Origin of the sequence: Streptomyces sp. NPDC093591 (assembly GCF_044764885.1) — a bacterium.
In the GTDB taxonomy this organism is placed as follows: Bacteria; Actinomycetota; Actinomycetes; order Streptomycetales; family Streptomycetaceae; genus Streptomyces.
The window spans coordinates 524,957-543,854 of the sequence record NZ_JBIWIY010000002.1 but is presented as its reverse complement, the minus strand read 5'-3'; the positions used below and the strand labels follow the sequence as shown (position 1 = coordinate 543,854).

Annotated in this window: 9 protein-coding genes; 3 read left to right on the top strand and 6 right to left on the bottom strand. The window is 66.7% G+C overall.

What is annotated here, in order from left to right:
- Window positions 1-13 precede the first annotated feature (13 nt).
- The 3 genes from ACIREI_RS05720 to ACIREI_RS05710 form a co-directional block, all read right to left on the bottom strand.
- Window positions 14-700, bottom strand: a complete 687-nt coding sequence (locus ACIREI_RS05720) for a hypothetical protein (RefSeq protein WP_403327693.1) — start codon at window positions 698-700, stop codon at window positions 14-16.
- Window positions 700-999, bottom strand: a complete 300-nt coding sequence (locus tag ACIREI_RS05715; protein ID WP_048581604.1) for a DUF6112 family protein — start codon at window positions 997-999, stop codon at window positions 700-702. Before ACIREI_RS05715 ends, ACIREI_RS05720 begins: the two co-directional genes overlap by 1 nt.
- A 94-nt stretch (window positions 1,000-1,093) precedes the next feature.
- Entirely contained in the window at window positions 1,094-2,233 is a 1,140-nt protein-coding gene (locus tag ACIREI_RS05710) for a C40 family peptidase (RefSeq protein ID WP_403327691.1), read from the bottom strand.
- Window positions 2,234-2,864: 631 nt separating this feature from the next.
- Between ACIREI_RS05710 and ACIREI_RS05705 the strand changes: the two genes are divergently transcribed.
- Complete coding sequence (locus tag ACIREI_RS05705; protein ID WP_403327689.1) at window positions 2,865-3,629, top strand: DNA-methyltransferase; 765 nt, start codon at window positions 2,865-2,867, stop codon at window positions 3,627-3,629.
- A 438-nt stretch (window positions 3,630-4,067) separates the two neighbouring features.
- Here ACIREI_RS05705 and ACIREI_RS05700 read toward each other — a convergent pair whose 3' ends face one another.
- Together ACIREI_RS05700 and ACIREI_RS05695 are read right to left on the bottom strand one after the other, a co-directional pair.
- Window positions 4,068-7,460, bottom strand: a complete 3,393-nt coding sequence (locus ACIREI_RS05700; protein ID WP_403327687.1) for a UvrD-helicase domain-containing protein — start codon at window positions 7,458-7,460, stop codon at window positions 4,068-4,070.
- Between the two features lie 9 nt (window positions 7,461-7,469).
- The gene (locus tag ACIREI_RS05695; protein ID WP_403327685.1) at window positions 7,470-10,595 is read right to left on the bottom strand and encodes a PD-(D/E)XK nuclease family protein; all 3,126 of its coding nucleotides are present in this window, start codon (window positions 10,593-10,595) and stop codon (window positions 7,470-7,472) included.
- Window positions 10,596-11,042: 447 nt separating this feature from the next.
- Between ACIREI_RS05695 and ACIREI_RS05690 the strand changes: the two genes are divergently transcribed.
- Window positions 11,043-16,127 (top strand): DUF3320 domain-containing protein, encoded by a 5,085-nt coding sequence (locus ACIREI_RS05690; RefSeq protein ID WP_403327683.1) that lies wholly within the window; start codon window positions 11,043-11,045, stop codon window positions 16,125-16,127.
- Window positions 16,128-16,610: 483 nt separating this feature from the next.
- On the opposite strand, the gene ACIREI_RS05685 is transcribed toward ACIREI_RS05690, so the two are convergent.
- Window positions 16,611-16,856 (bottom strand): hypothetical protein, encoded by a 246-nt coding sequence (locus ACIREI_RS05685; RefSeq protein ID WP_403327681.1) that lies wholly within the window; start codon window positions 16,854-16,856, stop codon window positions 16,611-16,613.
- Window positions 16,857-17,385: 529 nt separating this feature from the next.
- On the opposite strand from ACIREI_RS05685, the gene ACIREI_RS05680 reads away from it, so the two are divergent.
- Entirely contained in the window at window positions 17,386-18,624 is a 1,239-nt protein-coding gene (locus ACIREI_RS05680; protein WP_403327679.1) for an IS256 family transposase, read from the top strand.
- Window positions 18,625-18,898 lie beyond the last annotated feature (274 nt).

Here is an 18,898-nt window from a genome sequence, read left to right as displayed (position 1 = left end):
GGAGCGGCGGCGATCACGGCGCGACGCTCGGCAGCACGCCGACGAGGGCGCAGTCGTGGTGGGGACGGCACTGGACGGCGAGCGTCGTGGAGCGCGACTCGGCTCCGGCGCCCGAGCCCTTCCAGGCGATGGCCTGCTTGCCGGTGACCGTGACGGCGTAGACGTACGCCTCGGTGATCGCGCCGGGGTCCTGGGCCAGGGCGGTCTTGAACGCCTGTGGGTAGTGGCCCTCGCCGATCGTGGCGCTGGCGTGCTGGCGGTTGTCGTGCATCCGCGCCCACAGCACCGGGCTGGGGATCTGGTTGGTGACGGACGCCCAGTCGGCGTACTTCTTCTCGTCGGTCATCCACTGCTTGAGCCCGGCCACATGCTCGGCCCGGGAGAAGGAGCGGGTGTCGTACGACCACAAGGCCTTGGTCGCCGCCTTGGCGAACACGATCGGATCACTCGTCTTCGGCGGTGACGCCACGGCCTTCGGCTTGCCGGACGTGGCCTCCGGCGAGGCCGACTCCGCGGCGGGCGTCCCCGCCGGAGCGGGGGCTGTGGTGGCTGCGGGCTCCGGGCGCGTCAGGTACGCGAGCAGTCCGGAGACCGCCAGCAGTACGGCGAGCACGATGCCGCCGAGAGTGATGCGGCGCAGGACCGAGGAGGGCGCCCCGTGGGCGCGCTCCTGAGCGGCGCGGGAACGTTTCTTCGGCATCAGTGAACCTGCGTCCCCATCGCCGAGAAGAACGCGACGATGCCGTTGGCCGCACCGAGCAGCAGCGCGCAGCCGGCCGCCACGACGGTGCCCTTCTTGCCGTTGGCCTCCGCCTGGTGGCCGCCGCTGTGGTGGCCCCAGGCCCAGACGAGGGCGGAGATGGCCAGGGCGCCGACGACCGCGATGATGCTGTAGAGGTTGATCGAGGAGACGACGTTCTTCAGCACGCTGAGGCCGGGAAGCCCGCCCTCCTTCGGTGTGATGCCGGGGTTGTACGCCAGGTAGTGGGCGTGCTGCATGAGCTTCAAGTGGAACTCCAGTGCGATTTCGGGCGCGCGAGGGCCCGGACAGGCGAAGCGGGCGAAGGGGAGGGAAGAGAGAGGAAGAGGCCGGTCAGACGACTCGGCGGGCGGCGACGATGTCGCCACGCCAGCTGGCGAGAGTCGAGATCTTGACCACGTCACCGGTCTTCGGCGCCTGCAGGACCAGGCCCTGACCGATGAACATGCCGACGTGTTCCGGCGCTGCGGCCGTGCCGCGGGTGAAGAGGAGAACGCCCGGCTTGAGGGCGTCGACGCTGACCGCCTTGCCCTCCTTGACCTGCGTGTACGTGGTCCGGGAGAGCGAGACCCCGCCGGCCTTGTACGACGCCTGCATCAGGGACGAGCAGTCACAGCGGCCCATCGGATCCTGGCCGTGCGGGGCGGTACACGAGCCACCCCACTGGTACGGCGTGCCGAGCTGGCCAAGCCCCCAGCGGATCGCCGTACGAACCGACTTGGGTGCGTCCGAGGGGATCTTGTAGCCGGCAGGCACGGACCCTGCGGGGATCGAGCCGAACTCGGTTCCGTCCGAATCCGTTCCGCAGGTGGCAGCGGCCGGGGCGTCCGCCTGCTCGGATGTGCCGTCGGTGTCGCTGTCACTTCCGGAACTGTCCTTCTGTGAGAGCGACTTGGCGATGGCCTTCTGCAGGGCCGTGGCCAGTGGCTCCCACTTGGCGTACGCCTCGGGATAGCCGCTCTTCTGGACGGCCTGCGCGGCTTGGGTGACGGTCATCGACTGCCAGCCCGAGACCTTGACCAGTGCCTCGTAGAACTTCGTCGAGGCGTGCACCGGATCGCGAATCTCTGTAGCCGTACCCCAGCCCTGACTGGGACGTTGCTGGAAGAGACCGAGGGAGTCCCGATCGCCGTAGTCGAGGTTCCGCAGCCCCGACTCCTGCAGAGCGGTGGCCAAGGCGACGATCTGCCCTCGCGTCGGCACCTTCAACGCGACGCCAGTCGCCTGGATCGCCTCGGCGTTCGGTATCTGCCCCTCGGGATCATCCAACCCCGAAACGGACACGGACCCTTTACCGTCGCCCTTGAGGATGGACTTCACCTGCTTCGCGACTGCCGCGCTGTCCACAGCCTGTGTACCGTCCACGGGACAGGACTGGGCGCTGTTGGAACAAGCGAGGGCGACAGCAACCGGGGCTATCAACAAGGTCGGGCTGAGTGCCACGGCGCCGGCTATGGCAATGACCTTCTTCACGGGCGCGGTCCGCGCGTCGAACGGTGGGACGGAGAACTTGGTCCCGGGGAGGGCCGCGCCTGGGCATGCTGCATTAGCAGCTCCTTACTCGTAGACAGCGCGGCACAGGCGTTCTCGTCGAAAGGCCACCAGCACCGCGCCGGTTATGAATTCGCAATCCCTGGGGGGAAGCAGAGGCCCCGGGCCGGGAGCTGCTAACTCCCGGCCCCTGGACCCCCTACTGGGAAGCGGCAGCCAGCCGCGCTCGTAATCTCACCCGCCACATAGGAAGTCCTCTTCGCCGTTCAGGAAGCCGGTCGGTGGGGTGCCGAGAACGCGGTTCCCTTGGATGGAACAGCACGCATCAGCACAGCTCAGCAGGGGTGAAACCGGGTCCCCTCCTGCGAACACGGCGAGACTGTAGGGATGAAATGCGGCCGCACCAAACGGCCCGTGCCTCGGTCGGTTTCGGGTTCCTGAGCGGAGGGCTGACTCATTGGGTGCGGCCGGAATTCGGGGTTAACCTCCGGCGCATAGCTCGCGCTCATAGCTGCTTCTGCAGTTGCGCGGCGCACCCTATGACGACGTGCGTAGCCCTCCGTGAGCGGAGAAATGCGCGCATGCCCGCCTCCCCGAAAGAGAGAACCGCGCAATGCCGTACACCCTGTACCGAGGCGACGCGCTGACCGCCCTCGCCGGAATCCCCGACAACAGCGTGGACGCCGTGATCACCGACCCGCCCTACAACAGCGGCGGCCGAACGAGCAGCGAACGGACGGGCCGTTCCGCGCGCGCGAAGTACACGTCGGCCGACGCCGAGCACGACCTGGCCAACTTCCCCGGAGAGAACCGAGACCAGCGCTCGTACGGCTTCTGGCTGACCCTCCTGCTGACCGAGTCCTATCGCGCGACGGTCGAGTCCGGCAGCGCGCTCGTCTTCACGGACTGGCGGCAGTTGCCGACGACGACGGACGCGCTCCAGGCCGCCGGGTGGACTTGGCGCGGGATCGCGTCATGGCACAAGCCTGTCTCCCGGCCGCAGAAGGGGCGGCTCAAGCAGTCATGCGAATACATCGTGTGGGGAACCAAGGGGCCCGTCGACGCCAACCGCAACCCTGTCTACCTGCCCGGTCTCTACACGGCGAGCCAGCCCCGGAAGGGTCGGGTACACATCACCCAGAAGCCCGTGGAAGTGATGCAGGAGCTGGTCAAGATCTGCCCGCCGGGCGGAACGGTGCTGGACCCCTTCACCGGCTCCGGGACGACCGGCGTTGCCGCCCTGAGGGAGGGTCGCCAGTTCATTGGCGTCGAGCTCTCCGAGCACTACGCCGACATCGCCGAACAGCGACTGTTGCAGGCGATGCAACAGACTCGCACTCGTGAGGACTTCGTTCTTGCAGGTCCCGGCGGTGAATGACAGAGCGTCAGGGCAATCCCCCAGGTGCTGTGCCTCGGGGGTTGCCCTGAGGATGCGTTGACCTCAACAATGTTGCATTCCATGCAACGGAGGTTGAGGTGTCGGACTCGGGTGACTTAGCTGGTTCCGCCTGCCTGGAGCTGGTCGAGGGCGTGGCCTTACTGGATCCGGCGTTGGCGGTGTTCGACGCGATGCTGTCGGGGTGGGCCCTCAGCAGCGAGCCCGGTTCCGGCAGGAGACCCAGACGATCGCTCCGCGGATCGCGCTGGTAGGTCGGTTCGCCGTGTTCTCGGGCCAGTACCCGCGGGAGTGGCAGCCTGCCGAGGCTGAGGCGTTCATCAGCAACCTGCGCTCTGCGGCGGGTCGGCCGGTCGCAGTGTCGACCGCCCGTGGCTACGAGGTGGTGCTCATCGCAGCACAAACACCCGCTGTCCAGGATCAGGGGGGCACTTCACAACCGGCTTCCACCATCGTGCGGATCTGCCGCACGGCCTCATCGAGATCTTCCACTTGGCGTTCGACTGCGCCGTCAATGGACAGGAAGACGAGGACGCATCGAGCCACGTGCTCACCGGTGGCGGCCTGGATGGCCGCCGCGTAGGCAGCCATCTGTGGACGGTAGAAGGCTACTCGTCGGCCGAGCGCATGCGGGGGTACGGTGTCGGTCTTGTAGTCGACGACGACAAGGCCGTCGTCGTCGCGATACATCAGGTCGACGATGCCTTCGAGTACTCGGTCGCCGATGGCCGTGCCGACGTATGTCTCGCGCCAGTGCGGACGAGAGGCGGCGCGCTGGACCACGTTCGACTGCAGCGCCGTCCGCGCCAGCTGCGACACAATGTCCGCATGCTCTTCCACGCCTTCGGCGAGAACTTGCTCTGCGACGGCGTCGTCCAGTCCCTCGCCGGTGCGCAGATTCATCGTTTGGAGCACCGCGTGGACCGCGCGGCCGATGGCGGTGCCATACCGACCCTTGCACCACGGTGGCAGTTCCAGGTCGCGAGCCTCCTTGACCAGCCCGGGAGCGGCTGAAACACCGAGTCGGTCGGTCGTAGCGGGGTGCGGTACCGAAGTTCCTAGTGATCCTTCAAATTGAGAGGCGCTTACGACAGCCGGACGAGCTGCTCGCTCGCGGACGCTGGATATGGCCTCATGCCACTGGTCGAAGGGCGGCGGGAGAGCAACCCGGCGGGGGAGACTAACGAGATCTACGCCGGCGGTGTCCGGTGGCGCGGTCAAGAGCGTCTGCTCAGGTGCGTCGGCGCATGCGTCGGCAAGGAGCTCCGCGTGGGTGAGCTTGCGATCTCCGCGTGAAGGCTTCGATGCCGGTGCTTTGCGGTGCAGTGACACGATGAGGTGGTCGCGTGCACGAGTACAGGCAACATAGAGCAGACGAAGCTGTTCGTGATGGTCCATCTGCTCGTCGACCGGCTTGGCAGCGTCGAACTCACTGGTTTGCAGGGCTTCGCGCAGCTTGAGCTCACAGCCGCCGCCGTGCGGCCAGAGCACCTCGACGCCGCTACGCTTGCCGCCGCGTTGGCTGCACATCCCCGACAGGATCACAACCGGGAACTCCAGGCCCTTCGCAGCGTGGACCGTCATGATGCGTATCGCGTCGGTGTCGGTTTCCGGCAGCAGAGCCTCAGTGACACGTACGGTCTCGGAGCCTTGCCGCTCCGCCCATGCAAGGTAATTGCGCAATGCTCCATGTTCGGCCTCGGACCATGCGCGGGCGTGGTCGATGACGAAGCGCAGGCGTCGCCAAATGTCGCGGGCCCGGGGGGTGTCGGCGGCGAGTTCCAACATCCGCCGCTCCTCGACGAGTCGCCCGAGTATCTCGCTGGGTGTGCGCCACGTCCGGTCGTTATGGAGACGCTGCAGGTACGCCACGGCCTCTCGGACCGGGTGGGTCGCGGGGATGGTGTCTGGTGGCGGAGCGAGGATGTTCCAACGGCCACCGGCGCGGTGCCACGTCCATAGATCATCGTCGCCGCAGCCGAACAGTGGCGAGCCGAGGGCGGTGACCAGCGCGAGAGCGTCGCTTGGATCGTCGGCGGCCCGAGCTGCCATGAGGAGATCGCGGACCTCGGGGGTGCTGTAGACGAGCGAGCTGGCCTCCGCGTGGTAGGGGATGCCGGCGGCGTCGAGTGCATCCTCGAGGTCGGGGAGTGACGTGCGTGCAGGTATGAACACAGCGATGTCGTGCAGCTTTACGTCGCGCCACGGCTCCTTGGTCTCGCCGTCGTGTTGTTGGTGCTCGTCGAGCACCTGCCACCGCTCGGCGATCACGGTCCGGACAGCCGAGACGACATCGGCAGCCTCGCGAGTGCGTAGCTCATCAGCGGAGAGTTTGCCCTCGTGCGGGTGCATTCCGAGGATGAGGACGGGCGGGCCGGCTGGAGCCGCGCGGCGGTGTGCGTGGAGCGGGTGGTATTCGGGTTGCGAACCGTTCTGGGGGGTGATGAGTCGGCTGAAGACGTGGTTGATCCAGTCGAGCACCGTAGTGCTGGTGCGGAAGTTCGTCTCGAGGATGATGTGGTCGCCGATCCGCTGCTGGGCATCGAGGTACGTGTTGATGTCGGCGCGGCGGAATCGGTAGATCGACTGCTTGGGGTCTCCGACGGCGAACAGGCTGCCGTCGGGCACGTCGATATCGGCCCAGTCGGTCGCTGCGGCCTCGGCGCCCCCGGCGATGCGGACGGCCAGCTCGATCTGTATGGGATCCGTGTCTTGGAGCTCGTCCAGGAGCAGCCGCCGGTAGCGGTGCTGCAGGGCTGCCCGAACGGCAGCGCCGTGCTCATGACTGCGCAGTAGGTCGCGGGCCAGGACGAGCAAATCGTGGAACTGCAGCCGCCCCTCTTCACGGCGGGCCTGCGCCGCCTGCAGTGTCGCCTGGGCGATGCGGACGGCGAGTCTGCGCAGGGAGAGGTCGAGCACACGGCTGCGTAGTTCGTCCGCAAGTTTGGCGAGGTCGCGGCACTCGCTCTTCAGCCGGTTGAGGCCGTATTCCGTCCAGTTGGTCCCTTGGCCGTGGCCCCACTTCAACTTCGATGCCTCGCCGAGTGCTGCCAGGCGTGCCGGGTCGTCCCGGGCGTTCGCCAAGCGGTCGGCCCAGGTCGCGAGCTCATCCAGGTGAGGAAGGAACTTGTCGGTGTCTTTCTTGCAATGGTCGCGTAGGGCGGCCAGGCGCCGGGCCTCTGTTACCAGCGCGGTGGCATTCACCGGAGGCAGGGCCTCCACGGGGCTGGCGAGCACACACGGCTCAAGGAGGTCCCAGTTGGTGGTGAAGTCCCGTGCCATGGACCGCAGGTCCTCAAGTTGCATCCCGGCGGCCATCGTAAAAAGGAGCGCGGGGGAGATGTCGCCGTCGTCGAGGAGTTCGGTGCGCAGCGCCATCCACCAGTTGTCGAAGGCGACTCCGGAGGCCACCTCATCGAGGACTTCGATCACCGGAGGGAGACCGGCTTCGATGGAATGCTCGTCGAGGATGCGCCGCGCGAACGAGTGCAGGGTGCCGATCGCGGCCGAGTCCAGATCCTCGATGGCCCGCTCCGCGCGTATGGCTCGTTCGGAGTGGGGCGGGGTTGTGGCGAGTTCTTCCTCGAAGGTGACGCGGAGCCGGTCGCGTAGCTCGGCGGCGGCCTTATCGGTGAAGGTGACGGCGGCGACATGGCGAAGTGGGACGGCCGATTCGGGGTTCAGCACAATGGCCGCCACCCGTTCGACCAGCAAGCGGGTCTTCCCCGAACCGGCACCGGCCTCGACGAACAGGGTCCGATCCAGCTGCTCACGGATCCGCTGCCGGGCCTGGGCGTCATACAGCTCGGGCATCGCGTGTCCTCATTGTTTGGCCGCCTCAGGCTCCACGAGCGCGAGGTAGGCGGCCAGCCGCGGGTCGTGGCGCTTGCGCTGCCAGCGATCGCGGAGCTCTTTCACCCCGAGACCGTCGGGGTCGCAGTACTGGCACTCGGTGAAGCCGCTGACGCTGCCGCCGGTCGGCGGCCGGTGTGGGAACAACCCGTTGGCGATGCCATCAGTTATGACCGCGAGTGCCTCGGAATATCGGCGGTGGACCTCCGGGGTCAGCGGGACGGCCCTCCGCTGGCCGCGCTCCTTGCGCAGGAACCAGTATTCGGCGGACACCGCTCCCTGCGGCATGCCCATCGCCGACCGGGCAGCGTAGGCGTAGACCGGCAGTTGCAGCTTTGTGCCGTCGCTGGTGGGGTTCGCCTCGCAAAGGTCCTTGAATTTTTCAGGGCTTCCGGTCTTGTAGTCGACCACCACGACCTCATCCCCGACGCGGTCGATGCGGTCGGCGCTCCCCCGGAAGCAGATCACCCGGCCGTCGGGCAGAGTGACCCCGACCGGAGCGACGCCGCGCATTCCAAAGATCAACTCGGAGCGCGCCTGCTGTCGCCCGGTCTCTCGGCGCAGGCGATCGTCGTCGTCAAGTAGCCGGTCGAGATCGTCGAGGATGCGGGCCTGTTCCTGCTGCCACAGCAGGTGGTGGCCGGTGACGCCGCGCGCCTTGGACTCGGTGGCTACCTCGAGAGCGATGTGGCGTAGCTCCGCGTGCTGCTGGGCGGTCCACGGCGTCGCGCCTCCGGGGGCGGCGCCCGCGTGTGCCTGCTGGGTGAAGAACCGATCAAGCGCGGTGTGGACGAGATTTCCGATCTCGCGAGGACTGATCTGAATGAGCTCCTCAGGAGACTCGATCGGCTCGATTCCCAGCAACTGCTCAAGGAAGTACGCGTGCGGACAGACGGCCCACGCCTCGAGCGCCGTGGGTGAGACGACGACGCCGACAGCGCTGGGATCCGGTACGCCATGGCCCGAGAGGTCACCATCGAATCGAGTAAGCGAGCTGCTCGTCCGGGTGCGCAACATGGCCAGCGCGCGCCTAACCACTTTGTCTCGAGGCAGGGCGTCATCCACGGTGCCGCCTGAGGTGTGGTGGGCGAGGGCCGCGCGGGTGCGCCACTCCTGCTCGGTGGCCAGTTCGTCTGTGAGCGCGAGGCTAGCCGCGTACGACGGCGACGCCACAAGCCACGGCCCCTTTACCGACTCCCATTGAGTGGCCTGGAGCTTGTTATCGCCCGACAGCCTGCGCAGCGACGGCAGCAACCACCGGGAGGGTAGATGGGGACTGCTGTGCAGCAGGTCCCCGCGCGGGAAGGACACGGCGCACTGGGGCGCGGCAGCGAATGCGGCCAGCAGGTGGCGATGCTGCCGGTCCAGGCGGTCACGCAACGGTGGAAGCTGCCCGTCTGTGAGGGCACGTATGCGCTCGGGCAGGAGTGCATCCTCTCCAAGCGGCCCCGGTACCAGGTCCTCGGCCATTCCCACAACAAAGACTGCATCGGACTCCAGACCGATGGCGTAGGACAGCGGAGCGACCAGCACGCCCTTGCCGAACCGACCGCGCCGCGGCAGGTCGTCGCCGAGCTCGAGCTCAATGGCCTGGCGCAGAGCAGTCAGGTCCGCAGTGATCTCGAGCGTCTCCAAGTTGGCAAGGCCGTCCAGGATCTGCTGGATCTTCTGCGCCGCGTGAGTCTCATCCTCGGGCAGCCACCGTTCAGCCTCGACGTCGCCCGCGAGCGCGCGGAAGACACCACCGCCCCACGCGGCCAGCTCGGACCAGGAACGCAAGCCCGCGCCTTGGTCGAGGCGGGCCCGCAGACTCGAGACGAAGGCGCGTAGCGCCTCGGCCGCCTTGGCATTGTGTTCGTATCGGGCGATGAGGCCTTCATGCGGTGCCTCGGATGCCCTCTCAGCCTCGGCGGCGGTGTGCTCCTGTTCGGCGTAAGCCTCGAGATGACGGTCCCACTCTGCACCGGCGACGACGCCGGCATCCCGGGAGATGCGGTCCCATCGGGCAGCAGGCACTCGGCTGCCGTCGGTGTCACGGACCGGCGCCGAGGCGAGGACCGCTAGGACTTCGTCGCGCCGCCAATCATGATCAGGCAACGCCAGTGCGTCGATCAGCATGCGCGCCAGGGTCCGCTCGATCGTCGGCCGTACGCCGGCCCCGTGACTCACGATCTCCGCTGCGGCTAGGTGCTCGGCCAGCAGTCGTGCATACGGATCGGCCCGTCCGTAAAGCACCGTAATGCGGTGGGCCGGGACGTACCGCAGCTCCGTAGTCAACATCCGGACCACACATCGGACCTCGTCGTCAGCATCGGAGGCGTGGAGAATCCGCGATGCCGTAGGAGACCCGCCCTGGGGGACGTCGCTGAGGACGACGTGCAAGCGCTGTAGTGACCGCATGACGCCCTGGTCAGCGCGTTCGTCACCGGTCGCAGCGGCGACTACCTGCAGGAGTCCGGAAGCGGCGAACGCCTCCAGTAGCGCAGCCGTCCCGAGGGGGAGGTCCTGCGGCAGGAACAGGACAGTCGCGCCGATCTCTCGAGCTCGCTCGGGCTGGGCGCGCAGCGCGTTGGCAGCTCCGCGCCGCAGGTCAGCGACGTCGTACCAGTGCGTACTGAGCAGCGTGGCCACCCGCCGGTGCAGGCGAACAAGATCAGCGACAATCGGCTCGCCGCTGCGGGCGATCAGATCCAGCCCAGTCTCGTCAACCTCACGCAGCTCCCGATGCACCTCGACGAGCGTCCGGATCGTTGCCGGGTGCTTCGCCACATGAGCGAACAAGCCCGCCTCTTCCTCCAGCGCGTGCCGCCATGCGCCCGCCAGCACCGGTCCTGTCGCGGGGCACCGTCCGCTGCCGGCCAGCGTTGGTGCGCCGAGTCGCTCGGCGAGTCGATCGACCGTGAGCATGGAGAGGCCCGCCACACCAGGAAGATTGCCTACTCCGCGTGCGAGCGCACGTCGTGCAACGAGCCCGGACAGCTCTGTGGGCACAAGGATGGTGACCGGCGCCAGAGGATCTCCCCGCTTCACCTCGGCGACAACCGTGCGCAAAGCGTCAAAGGCTGGTGCGCCATAGCGCGTCCAGAGTACCGACACGTCGCGCTCTCCCTAGGCTCGTCAACGACGGCTACTTAGAAGAGAAATATTCGAAATCACCATGTAACGAGCGTATCGCTAAAAAGGCCTCACAACAGGCCTTGTCGACTACGAGGGGGTGTCGATTTGACGACCCTGCCGGCGATTGATCCTGAGCGGGCATGCGACCGTCGACCTGGTTGAAGCGGTAGGGGCGGTCCCCGTCACCGTTTCTGGGCGAGTCCGTGGCCTGGCGAGTGCAGCGTGCGTGGCGCTGTGGCCTGGATACCCGGGGCAGCGAGCACCGTCATGGCAGGGCGTGCGCGGCGAGGTGCAGCGGAGGGCCAAGAGGACGGGCGCAAGATTCAAGGTCTCTGGTCTGCGGCGTGACAGGCGCCTACTCTGGCTGCACAGGTGAGGTAGACACACCCACCCGTGCCTTGTGGAGCATCAGCGGAGGCACCTGCCGTGGACCAGCAGGAGATCAGCAACGGCCCGCGCGGCCTCGGGGGCACTCGCGGATTGCAGCGGCTGCAGGCGGTGCTTGCCGAATGGCGCTCCTCGCTGATCGACCTCGGTGGCCGCAACCGGCTACTTCATTTCAGGCATACCAAGACCGCCACCTTGGAGATCACCGCTCCGAATGCCGAGACACTGCTCGCAGGACTCGGGCGGGGCTGGGAATTCGCTCCGGTGACGGAAGCGGACACGAGGGCCGTCGAGAGTGACGGAGGCGATCTCGGCAAGGCATCCGGGCTTCAGGGGATCATTACGCAGAAGTCCACTCAGGCCGGCCTAGATGCGGCACTGCGCGCCCTTTACCGGACCTCAACTCAGGCATACAACGACTTCGGCCTGTGGGTGCTCTGGCTCGGTGTCGGCATCCTCAGGTGGAGGGAAAGCCAAGCTGCACAAGAGATCAGCGAGGCCCCGCTGGCTCTGATCCCGGCCGCGCTCGAACGTACCCCCTATGGTGGCTTTCGCCTGCTCCCAGCAGAGGGCCAAGACCCTGTCCACAACCCAGCTCTTGCCGTGAAGTTGGACCAGCTAGGCGTTGACTGGAAGCTCGTCTCCACGGTCGATCCCGCCGACCAGGCCGCCGTGCGAAGGGCCGCCCGAGCCGCCGTCGCCCCTCTCGAGGGTTGGGAGGTTGTCGACCGCACCGTGCTGTCGCCGTTCGCCTCCCACAAGGAGGCCATGTACCGCGACCTCCTCGACAACGAGGAGCAGATCCTCTCCAGTACTCTGATCAAGGCCGTCGGCCTAGGGGCCGACGCCGCCCTCCCGGGTGACGGCCTGTGGTTCGAGCCGTACGACGAACAGCGCATCGACGAACTCCAGGTGCCCGAGACCACCCCCCTCGTGCTGGACGCCGATGCCTCCCAGCGCAAGGCGGTCGCCGCCGCTCTCGAGGGCCGGTCCTTTGTCATGGATGGACCACCCGGGACTGGCAAGAGCCAGACCATCACCAACATGATCGCGGCCCTGATGCAGGCCGGCCGCAGCGTCCTCTTCGTCAGCGAGAAGGCCGCAGCGCTCGACGTCGTGCGCAACCGGCTGCGTGAGGTCGGACTGGACTCCTTCGTCCTGGCTCTTCACAGCCACGACACCAGCAGGAAAGCGGTGGCTGCCGAACTCGGCAGATCCCTCGCCTATCGTGCCCAGGCGCCGGTGACGGCCCGGCAGGACCCGCAGCAGGCCCGCCGCCTGCGGGAGGAACTGTCCGCCTACGCTGCCGCGATGAACGAGCCCCGTGCATCACTCGGCCTCTCATTGCACCGGGTCCTTGGCAGGATTTCGCTGCTCGACGACGAGCTCGCCCCTGCCGATTTGCCCACCCTTGTCGGGCCACCAGTCGACTCGAAGTGGGCGGACGGGTTCGACGCCGAAGCTCTCGACGAACTGTGTGAGGCAGCCAAGCAAGTGGCCCGTGCCTGGCGCCCAGTCCTCGAAGAAGAGCGATTCCCCTGGCACGGGCTGCGCAAGACGGATGGCATAGCCGATCCCCGAAGGCTGGCCGATGCCGCCATCGCGGCCCTCGACGACCTGTGCCGCACCGCCACCAGGCATTCGGCACTCACAGTCGCCGACGGCGTGGACATGAACACGTTCAAAGGCATCCGGCGGGCCGTACGGAAGCTGGACTGTCTCGAACTCGATGACGAAGAAGTAGCGGCGTACAGTTCAGCGTCGTCCGTATACGCCGATGTGCCCGAGCTACTACACCGTGTGGCCGATGGACACGGGCTGGCCGAGCCGCGAGACGTTGCTGAGGCTGTCGATACCTGTTTGCTGGCCGACCTAGCGCAGGCGGTGCACCGTCCCCCGGTGGACTGGCTGGACCCGGCAGTCCTGCGTCAGGCCCATGCGGCCGCCGAGGAACTCCAGGCAGCGGTCACTGAGCTCCGCGACGCAAGGACTGCTGCCGAGGACATCTTCGACCCCCGAGTGCTCGATCACGAAGACCTCGCAGAACTGGAGCGCCGGTTCCGCGAGGAGCACCGTGGCATGCTCGGACGCCTCTCCGGCCGCTACCGCGCCGACCGCACCGCAGCGACCGCACTCACCAGACGTGGTGCATGGAACAAGGCCTACGCCGAGCGCCTACCTCAAGCCCTGGCTTGGCAGTCCGCGCATCAGTCCTTGGCACGTGTCATGGCAGATCACGCGTCGCTACTGGAGCCTTACGCGCGAGGTGAGGAAACCGACTTTGTTGTGCTGCACGCTGCGCTCGCCACCGCCGATCGGATCGCAGATCTGGCTCCCCATGCCGTTGCCGACCCGGTTCGGCGCGAGCGCTTGGCGTACTGCCTCGCAGGCGGGGCTGCTCCTGACACGGTGCTGCGTGCGGATGCTGCCCAACTGCGCGCAGCACTGATCTGCTGGCGCAGCGACCTGGCCACTCGCCTAGACGACTGGCAGCGCACCTCGGGGGACCTCCTCTCGCTCTTCCAAGCCAGCCGCAGGGCCAGCCTTGGCGCCGAACTGAGCGGTGAGGGACACAAGGACAGTCTCGACCGCGCACGGCGCACCCTCAAGCGGCTGTGCGACGACAGCGCTGGCCCCGATGAGTGGTACGCCCACCAGGCCGGACTCGCCGTGCTGCGGCGCCATCGCACCGACGCCATGGTGACCCGGTTCGCCGAACACGGTTTGGACGCGAAGCTGTTTCCCTCGGCTGTGGAGCGCGCCGTGCTTCGGGCCTGGGCCGACGCCCAGATTGCTGCTGATGGCCGTCTACGTATGACTGTCAGGGCCGAGGACCGCGATGCGCTCGTCGATCGGTTCCGCGAGGCCGACAGGCGCCTGGTCGAGTCGGCCCGTTGGGCTGTGCTTGAGGCTTGCGATGAGCGCCGTCCGGTCGGTGCTGCGGGGCAGGCCGCCATCATCCGTAGGGAAGCGGAGAAGAAGAGCCGCCACATGCCGGTGCGTGAACTGCTCTCCCGTACACGGGACGTGGTTCACAAGGTCAAGCCGTGCTTCATGATGAGCCCGCTTGCCGTCAGCTCCCACCTACCGCCCGATTTCCGCTTCGACGTCGTCATCTTCGACGAGGCTTCACAGGTACGGCCGGGAGACGCAGTCAGCTGCCTCTACCGAGCGGATTCCCTGATCGTCGCTGGTGACGCCAAGCAATTGCCCCCCACCGAGTTCTTCGCTGCCGGCAGTGGGGACGACGAGGAAGAGGAGTGGACCGAGGAGGCACTGGACTCGTTTCCCTCGCTGTTGGAGATGTGCAAGGGCAGCGGCATTATCCGGAGTCTCCCGCTGCGCTGGCATTACCGCAGCCACCATGAGGACCTCATCGCCTTCAGCAACCACCGTTTCTATGAGGGCGGACTGATCACATTTCCCGGGGCCAGCGAGCATGGCGAGGACATCGGCGTCGCTTTCTTCAAGGCCGACGGGGTGTACGACAGAGGCGGTCGCCGTGACAACCGAGGCGAGGCGGAGTTCATCGCTCGCCGGGTGTTGCACCACTTCGACAATCGTCCGGGAATGAGCCTGGGCGTCGTCGCCCTGTCCAAGGTCCAAGCGGACACAATCGATGAGGCAGTCCAACAGGCTCGACTGGCCCGTCCCGACATGGATGCCCATTTCACTGAGGACCGTCTCGACGGCTTCTTCGTCAAGAACCTCGAAGCGGTGCAGGGCGACGAGCGCGACGTGATGATCCTGTCCGTCGGGTACGGCCCGGATTCACATGGCAGGCTGACCTCGCATTTTGGTCCTGTTAACAAGCTGGACGGCTGGCGACGCCTCAATGTCGCCGTCACCCGGGCTCGCACCCGGATGGAGGTTGTCGCCTCCTTCCGCGGCGGAGAGCTGCGGGACAGCGACAATGAGGGAGCCCAGGCGCTCAAGCGCTATCTCGAATACGCCGAACGCGGTCCTGCGGCGCTATCGGTGGAGGCTCCCGTATCCGCTGCTGAGCCCGAAAGCCCCTTCGAGGAGTCGGTGCTGCGGGTTCTGCAGGGTTGGGGCTACGACATACAACCTCAGGTTGGCGTTTCCGGATACCGGGTCGACTTCGGCGTCCGTCATCCCAGGGCCGTCGGCACCTATGCCCTCGGCATCGAGTGTGACGGAGCGATGTACCACTCTTCACGGGCCGCCCGAGACCGTGACCGGCTGCGTCAGCAGGTGCTGGAAGACCTGGGATGGACCCTGTACCGGATCTGGGGAACCGACTGGTACCGCAACCGGCTACAGGCCGAGCGCAGGCTCAAGGAAGCCGTCGAACGCGCAGTCGCCGCCGACCCGTTCCCCATGCGCAGCCCGGCTCCGGCAGAGGAGTCACCCGCCACGCGTAGCCGCGCCGAGGCCGCGGACTTGCGTGCGGACGATGAGGCGGGTCGTATGGAAGAAGTACGCACAACCAAGGCGCGGGAGCGCCTCGAGGCTCTGCACTCGGCGTCACGGGCTGACGGCCGACAGCACGTGACCTTCACCCCTGTTGAGTCCAGATCTGACCGGGACTGGAGTACGTACTACCAGATGGCTGACGTCCGCCACTTGGCTGACCTCGGAGTCGAACTGCACACTGCTGAGGCCCGCCCCGCACTACAGCGAGCAGTCATTGCCGTGGTCCAGGTGGAAGGCCCGGTACACGTGGACCTGGTGCTGCAGAGAGTGCGCGAGGCATGGGGGGTGGGCCGGGCGGGCACCCGGATCAAGACTAATTTCGACCTCGCTGTGGCCACCCTGACGTCCGCGGGCAGAATTCACCGCAGTGGCGATGGAGCTTTCCTGGACGTCACCGGACGCTCCGAGCTGCAGCCGCGGATGCCCGCTCCCGGCGCACCGTCCCGCAAGGTCGGTCACGTACCCGTCGTTGAGCGCTGCATCGCCATCGCCGAACTGGCAGCGGAGTCCCCCGGCATGACGGAAGATGAGCTGATCGTGCACGCCGCCCGCTTCTTCGGCTGGGGCCGGGTGGGTGAGGACATTCGACGCGCGCTGGTCAGAGACATTGCTGGACTTGCAGCGCAGGGGATTCTCACCGGTGTCCCTACCAGCATCCTCGCCGTCCGAAGCAGCTCGATCGGCTGAGCTGCGCGCTGCAGCGAAGAAGGAGCTCACCCGGCGGGTGGCCCGCTCCCGCTGATCCGTCTGCCCAGCCACAACGACCGCACCACGAAGCCATGCGATGTCGGCGATGGGCAGTCCTCGCCGATCGGGTGCCTGGACCCGACGCCGTGCAGTTGCTTCGCCCAGATCTGCCCGTCGATGGAATAGTCCACATCCCGAAAACCTCATTGCGCCAGTTGAAGCTCGTCTGCGCAATGCACTCACCCAGGACGACTTCGAACTCGCCGGCCCTGAGGAGTGAGAGCCGGACTCCCCAACGATCAGGGGCCCGAACGCCAGGGGCGGCTGCACCACGGGAAACCGCGGCGTAGCCGCCGCCCTTCAGCGATTGGTGGACCAGCCCGGCTTGCCAGCCGAGGGCGCACTCCCACGCGATCGTGCCCACAACAGCTTGGGAGACCAGGCAGGCCGAAGTGACAGGAGTTCGGAGGTGAGCGCAGTAGCTCAGTTCAGTTCCGGTCGGTTCTTGTTCTCGATCGCCTCACGAACGGCCATCGCGAGGTGCGCGGCTCCCTCGACAAGGCCGGTGATGAGGACTGGCCTGCCGTGTGTGAGCTTCAGCTGAAGACTCACGTTCCCGCCAAACACGCGGCCGAGCGCGGTGTCCTTGCTGTGGTCGGTGAGGTTCGTGACGTCTTCCCACCTCACGACACGGCGCTTGCCCCGGTAGGTGTTGACCAGACCGTCCACGTAAAGCTCGAACGCCTCACCGGGGCGTGTCAGGGACAGCCAGCCCAGTCTGCCCCCCCCACGAGTACGGCCCCGAGGCCGCAGCCGAGTACGACGCTCGGCACGAAATCGTCGCCGCTGTTCGAGTTCGGGTACGTGACTATCGCAGACGCCACGCCAAGCAGGAGGCCGACAAGACCCAGCAGGAGCAGCACCAACGAATTGCGACGGCGACGTCGATTGTTGATCTCATGGCGCATCAACCAATGCGCTCAGCTCGTCTCCCATACGAGGAAGCTATCGGCCACCGTTCGGGACCGCTCCCGCCAGGGGCCCTCGGAGTCGCTTTCGCTTGTGTGCCCTCGAATTTGTGGGGCATCGCATAATTCGATGGTGTCCCTTGTCGTAGTGTAGCCGATCAAGGTGTGGGAGTGCGCGGGCGTTAGCCCGGGGCGTGCTCCCGATGACGGTCTGCGCTCCCTGCGCATAGGGCAGGCCACCGTGTAACTCTCCCTGGTGAACGGCCAGTTCAACGTCAGGGAGGTACCCGATGGCCTTGTCCCAGTCTGACTTACAGCGCCTGCTGGAGTCACTACGCTCGACGGACGGGATCGAGCTGATACGCCGCGTGGCCGAGCACATGCTGCAAGAGCTGATCGAGGCCGAGGCGACCGCACTCATCGGTGCCGAGTGGAACGAGCACACCGCCTCACGGACGGCCTTGCGTAACGGGCATCGCGACAAGACCCTCACCACGATGGCCGGCGATCTGGATCTGGAGATCCCCAAGGTCCGCACCGGCAGCTTCTTCCCCAGCCTGCTGGAGCGCCGACGCCGGATCGATCAGGCCCTCTATGCCGTCATCATGGAGGCATACGTGCACGGCGTCTCCACTCGCAGCGTCGATGACCTGGTCAAGGCGCTGGGCGGGGACACCGGCATCTCCAAGTCCGAGGTCTCGCGGATCTGCCAGGCCCTGGATGAGCCGCTGACCGCCTTCCGCACCCGCTCGCTGGATCACGTCCGCTTCCCCTACGTCTACCTGGACGCGACCTACTGCAAGGCACGGGTGAACCACCAGATCGTCTCCCAGGCCGTGGTCATCGCGACCGGCATCACCGAGGACGGCAACCGCGAAGTCCTTGGGCTGATGGTCGGCGACAGCGAGAGCGAGACGTTCTGGAAGGAGTTCCTGCGCTCCCTGCGCGAACGGGGCCTGAGCGGGGTCCGTCTGGTCATCACCGACCAGCACTCCGGCCTGGTCGCCGCGGTCCGCAAGGTGATGCTCGGCGCCGCCTGGCAGCGGTGCAGGGTTCACTTCCTGCGCAACGTCTTCAACGTCATCGACAAGGAGTCCGGCGAGATGGTCGCCGCGACGATCCGCACCATTTTCACCCAGCCCACCGCCGACCTCGTGCGCACCCAGCTGGACACCGTCGCCGACATGCTCGGCCAGCAGTTCCCCAAGGTCAGGGCCATGCTGTTGGAGGCGAAGGAGGACCTGACCGCGTTCGCGGACTTCCCACCACGGCACTGGAAGAAGATCCAGTCCACGAACCCGCTGGAGCGGATCAACCGGGAGATCAAGCGTCGCATCGACGTCGTCCAGGTCTTCCCCAACCCACCCGCCCTGGAACGGCTGGTGACCGCCGTGCTCTTCGAGATGCACGACGAGTGGATCGCCTTCCCCCGCCGCTACCTCCCCGAGGCCAGTATGGACGCGCTCTACTCCGAACTTCCCGAAAGCGCCCCCGCACTACCCAACGCCTCTAACACACCCGCCAGTTGATCCCCTACACCACGACAAGGGACGCCATCCGTAATTCCCCAGCCGGAACTTCACCGACTGGGCCAGGGACATCGCGGCGTCGACGCCGTCGCCGTCATACGGACGCCTGAGTTGCTCCTCGGTCCCCACGATCGCCAGAGTCCCTGGGCCGTTGGGGGGTCATTGAGCGTCGCTACGACTTGAACGTGGTCCTGTCCCCTGGAAGGCGACCGTGGACGGTCGTACGAGCCCGGTGCGTGCGTGCAGGGCAAGGAAGACGCCAGCAAGGAGTCGC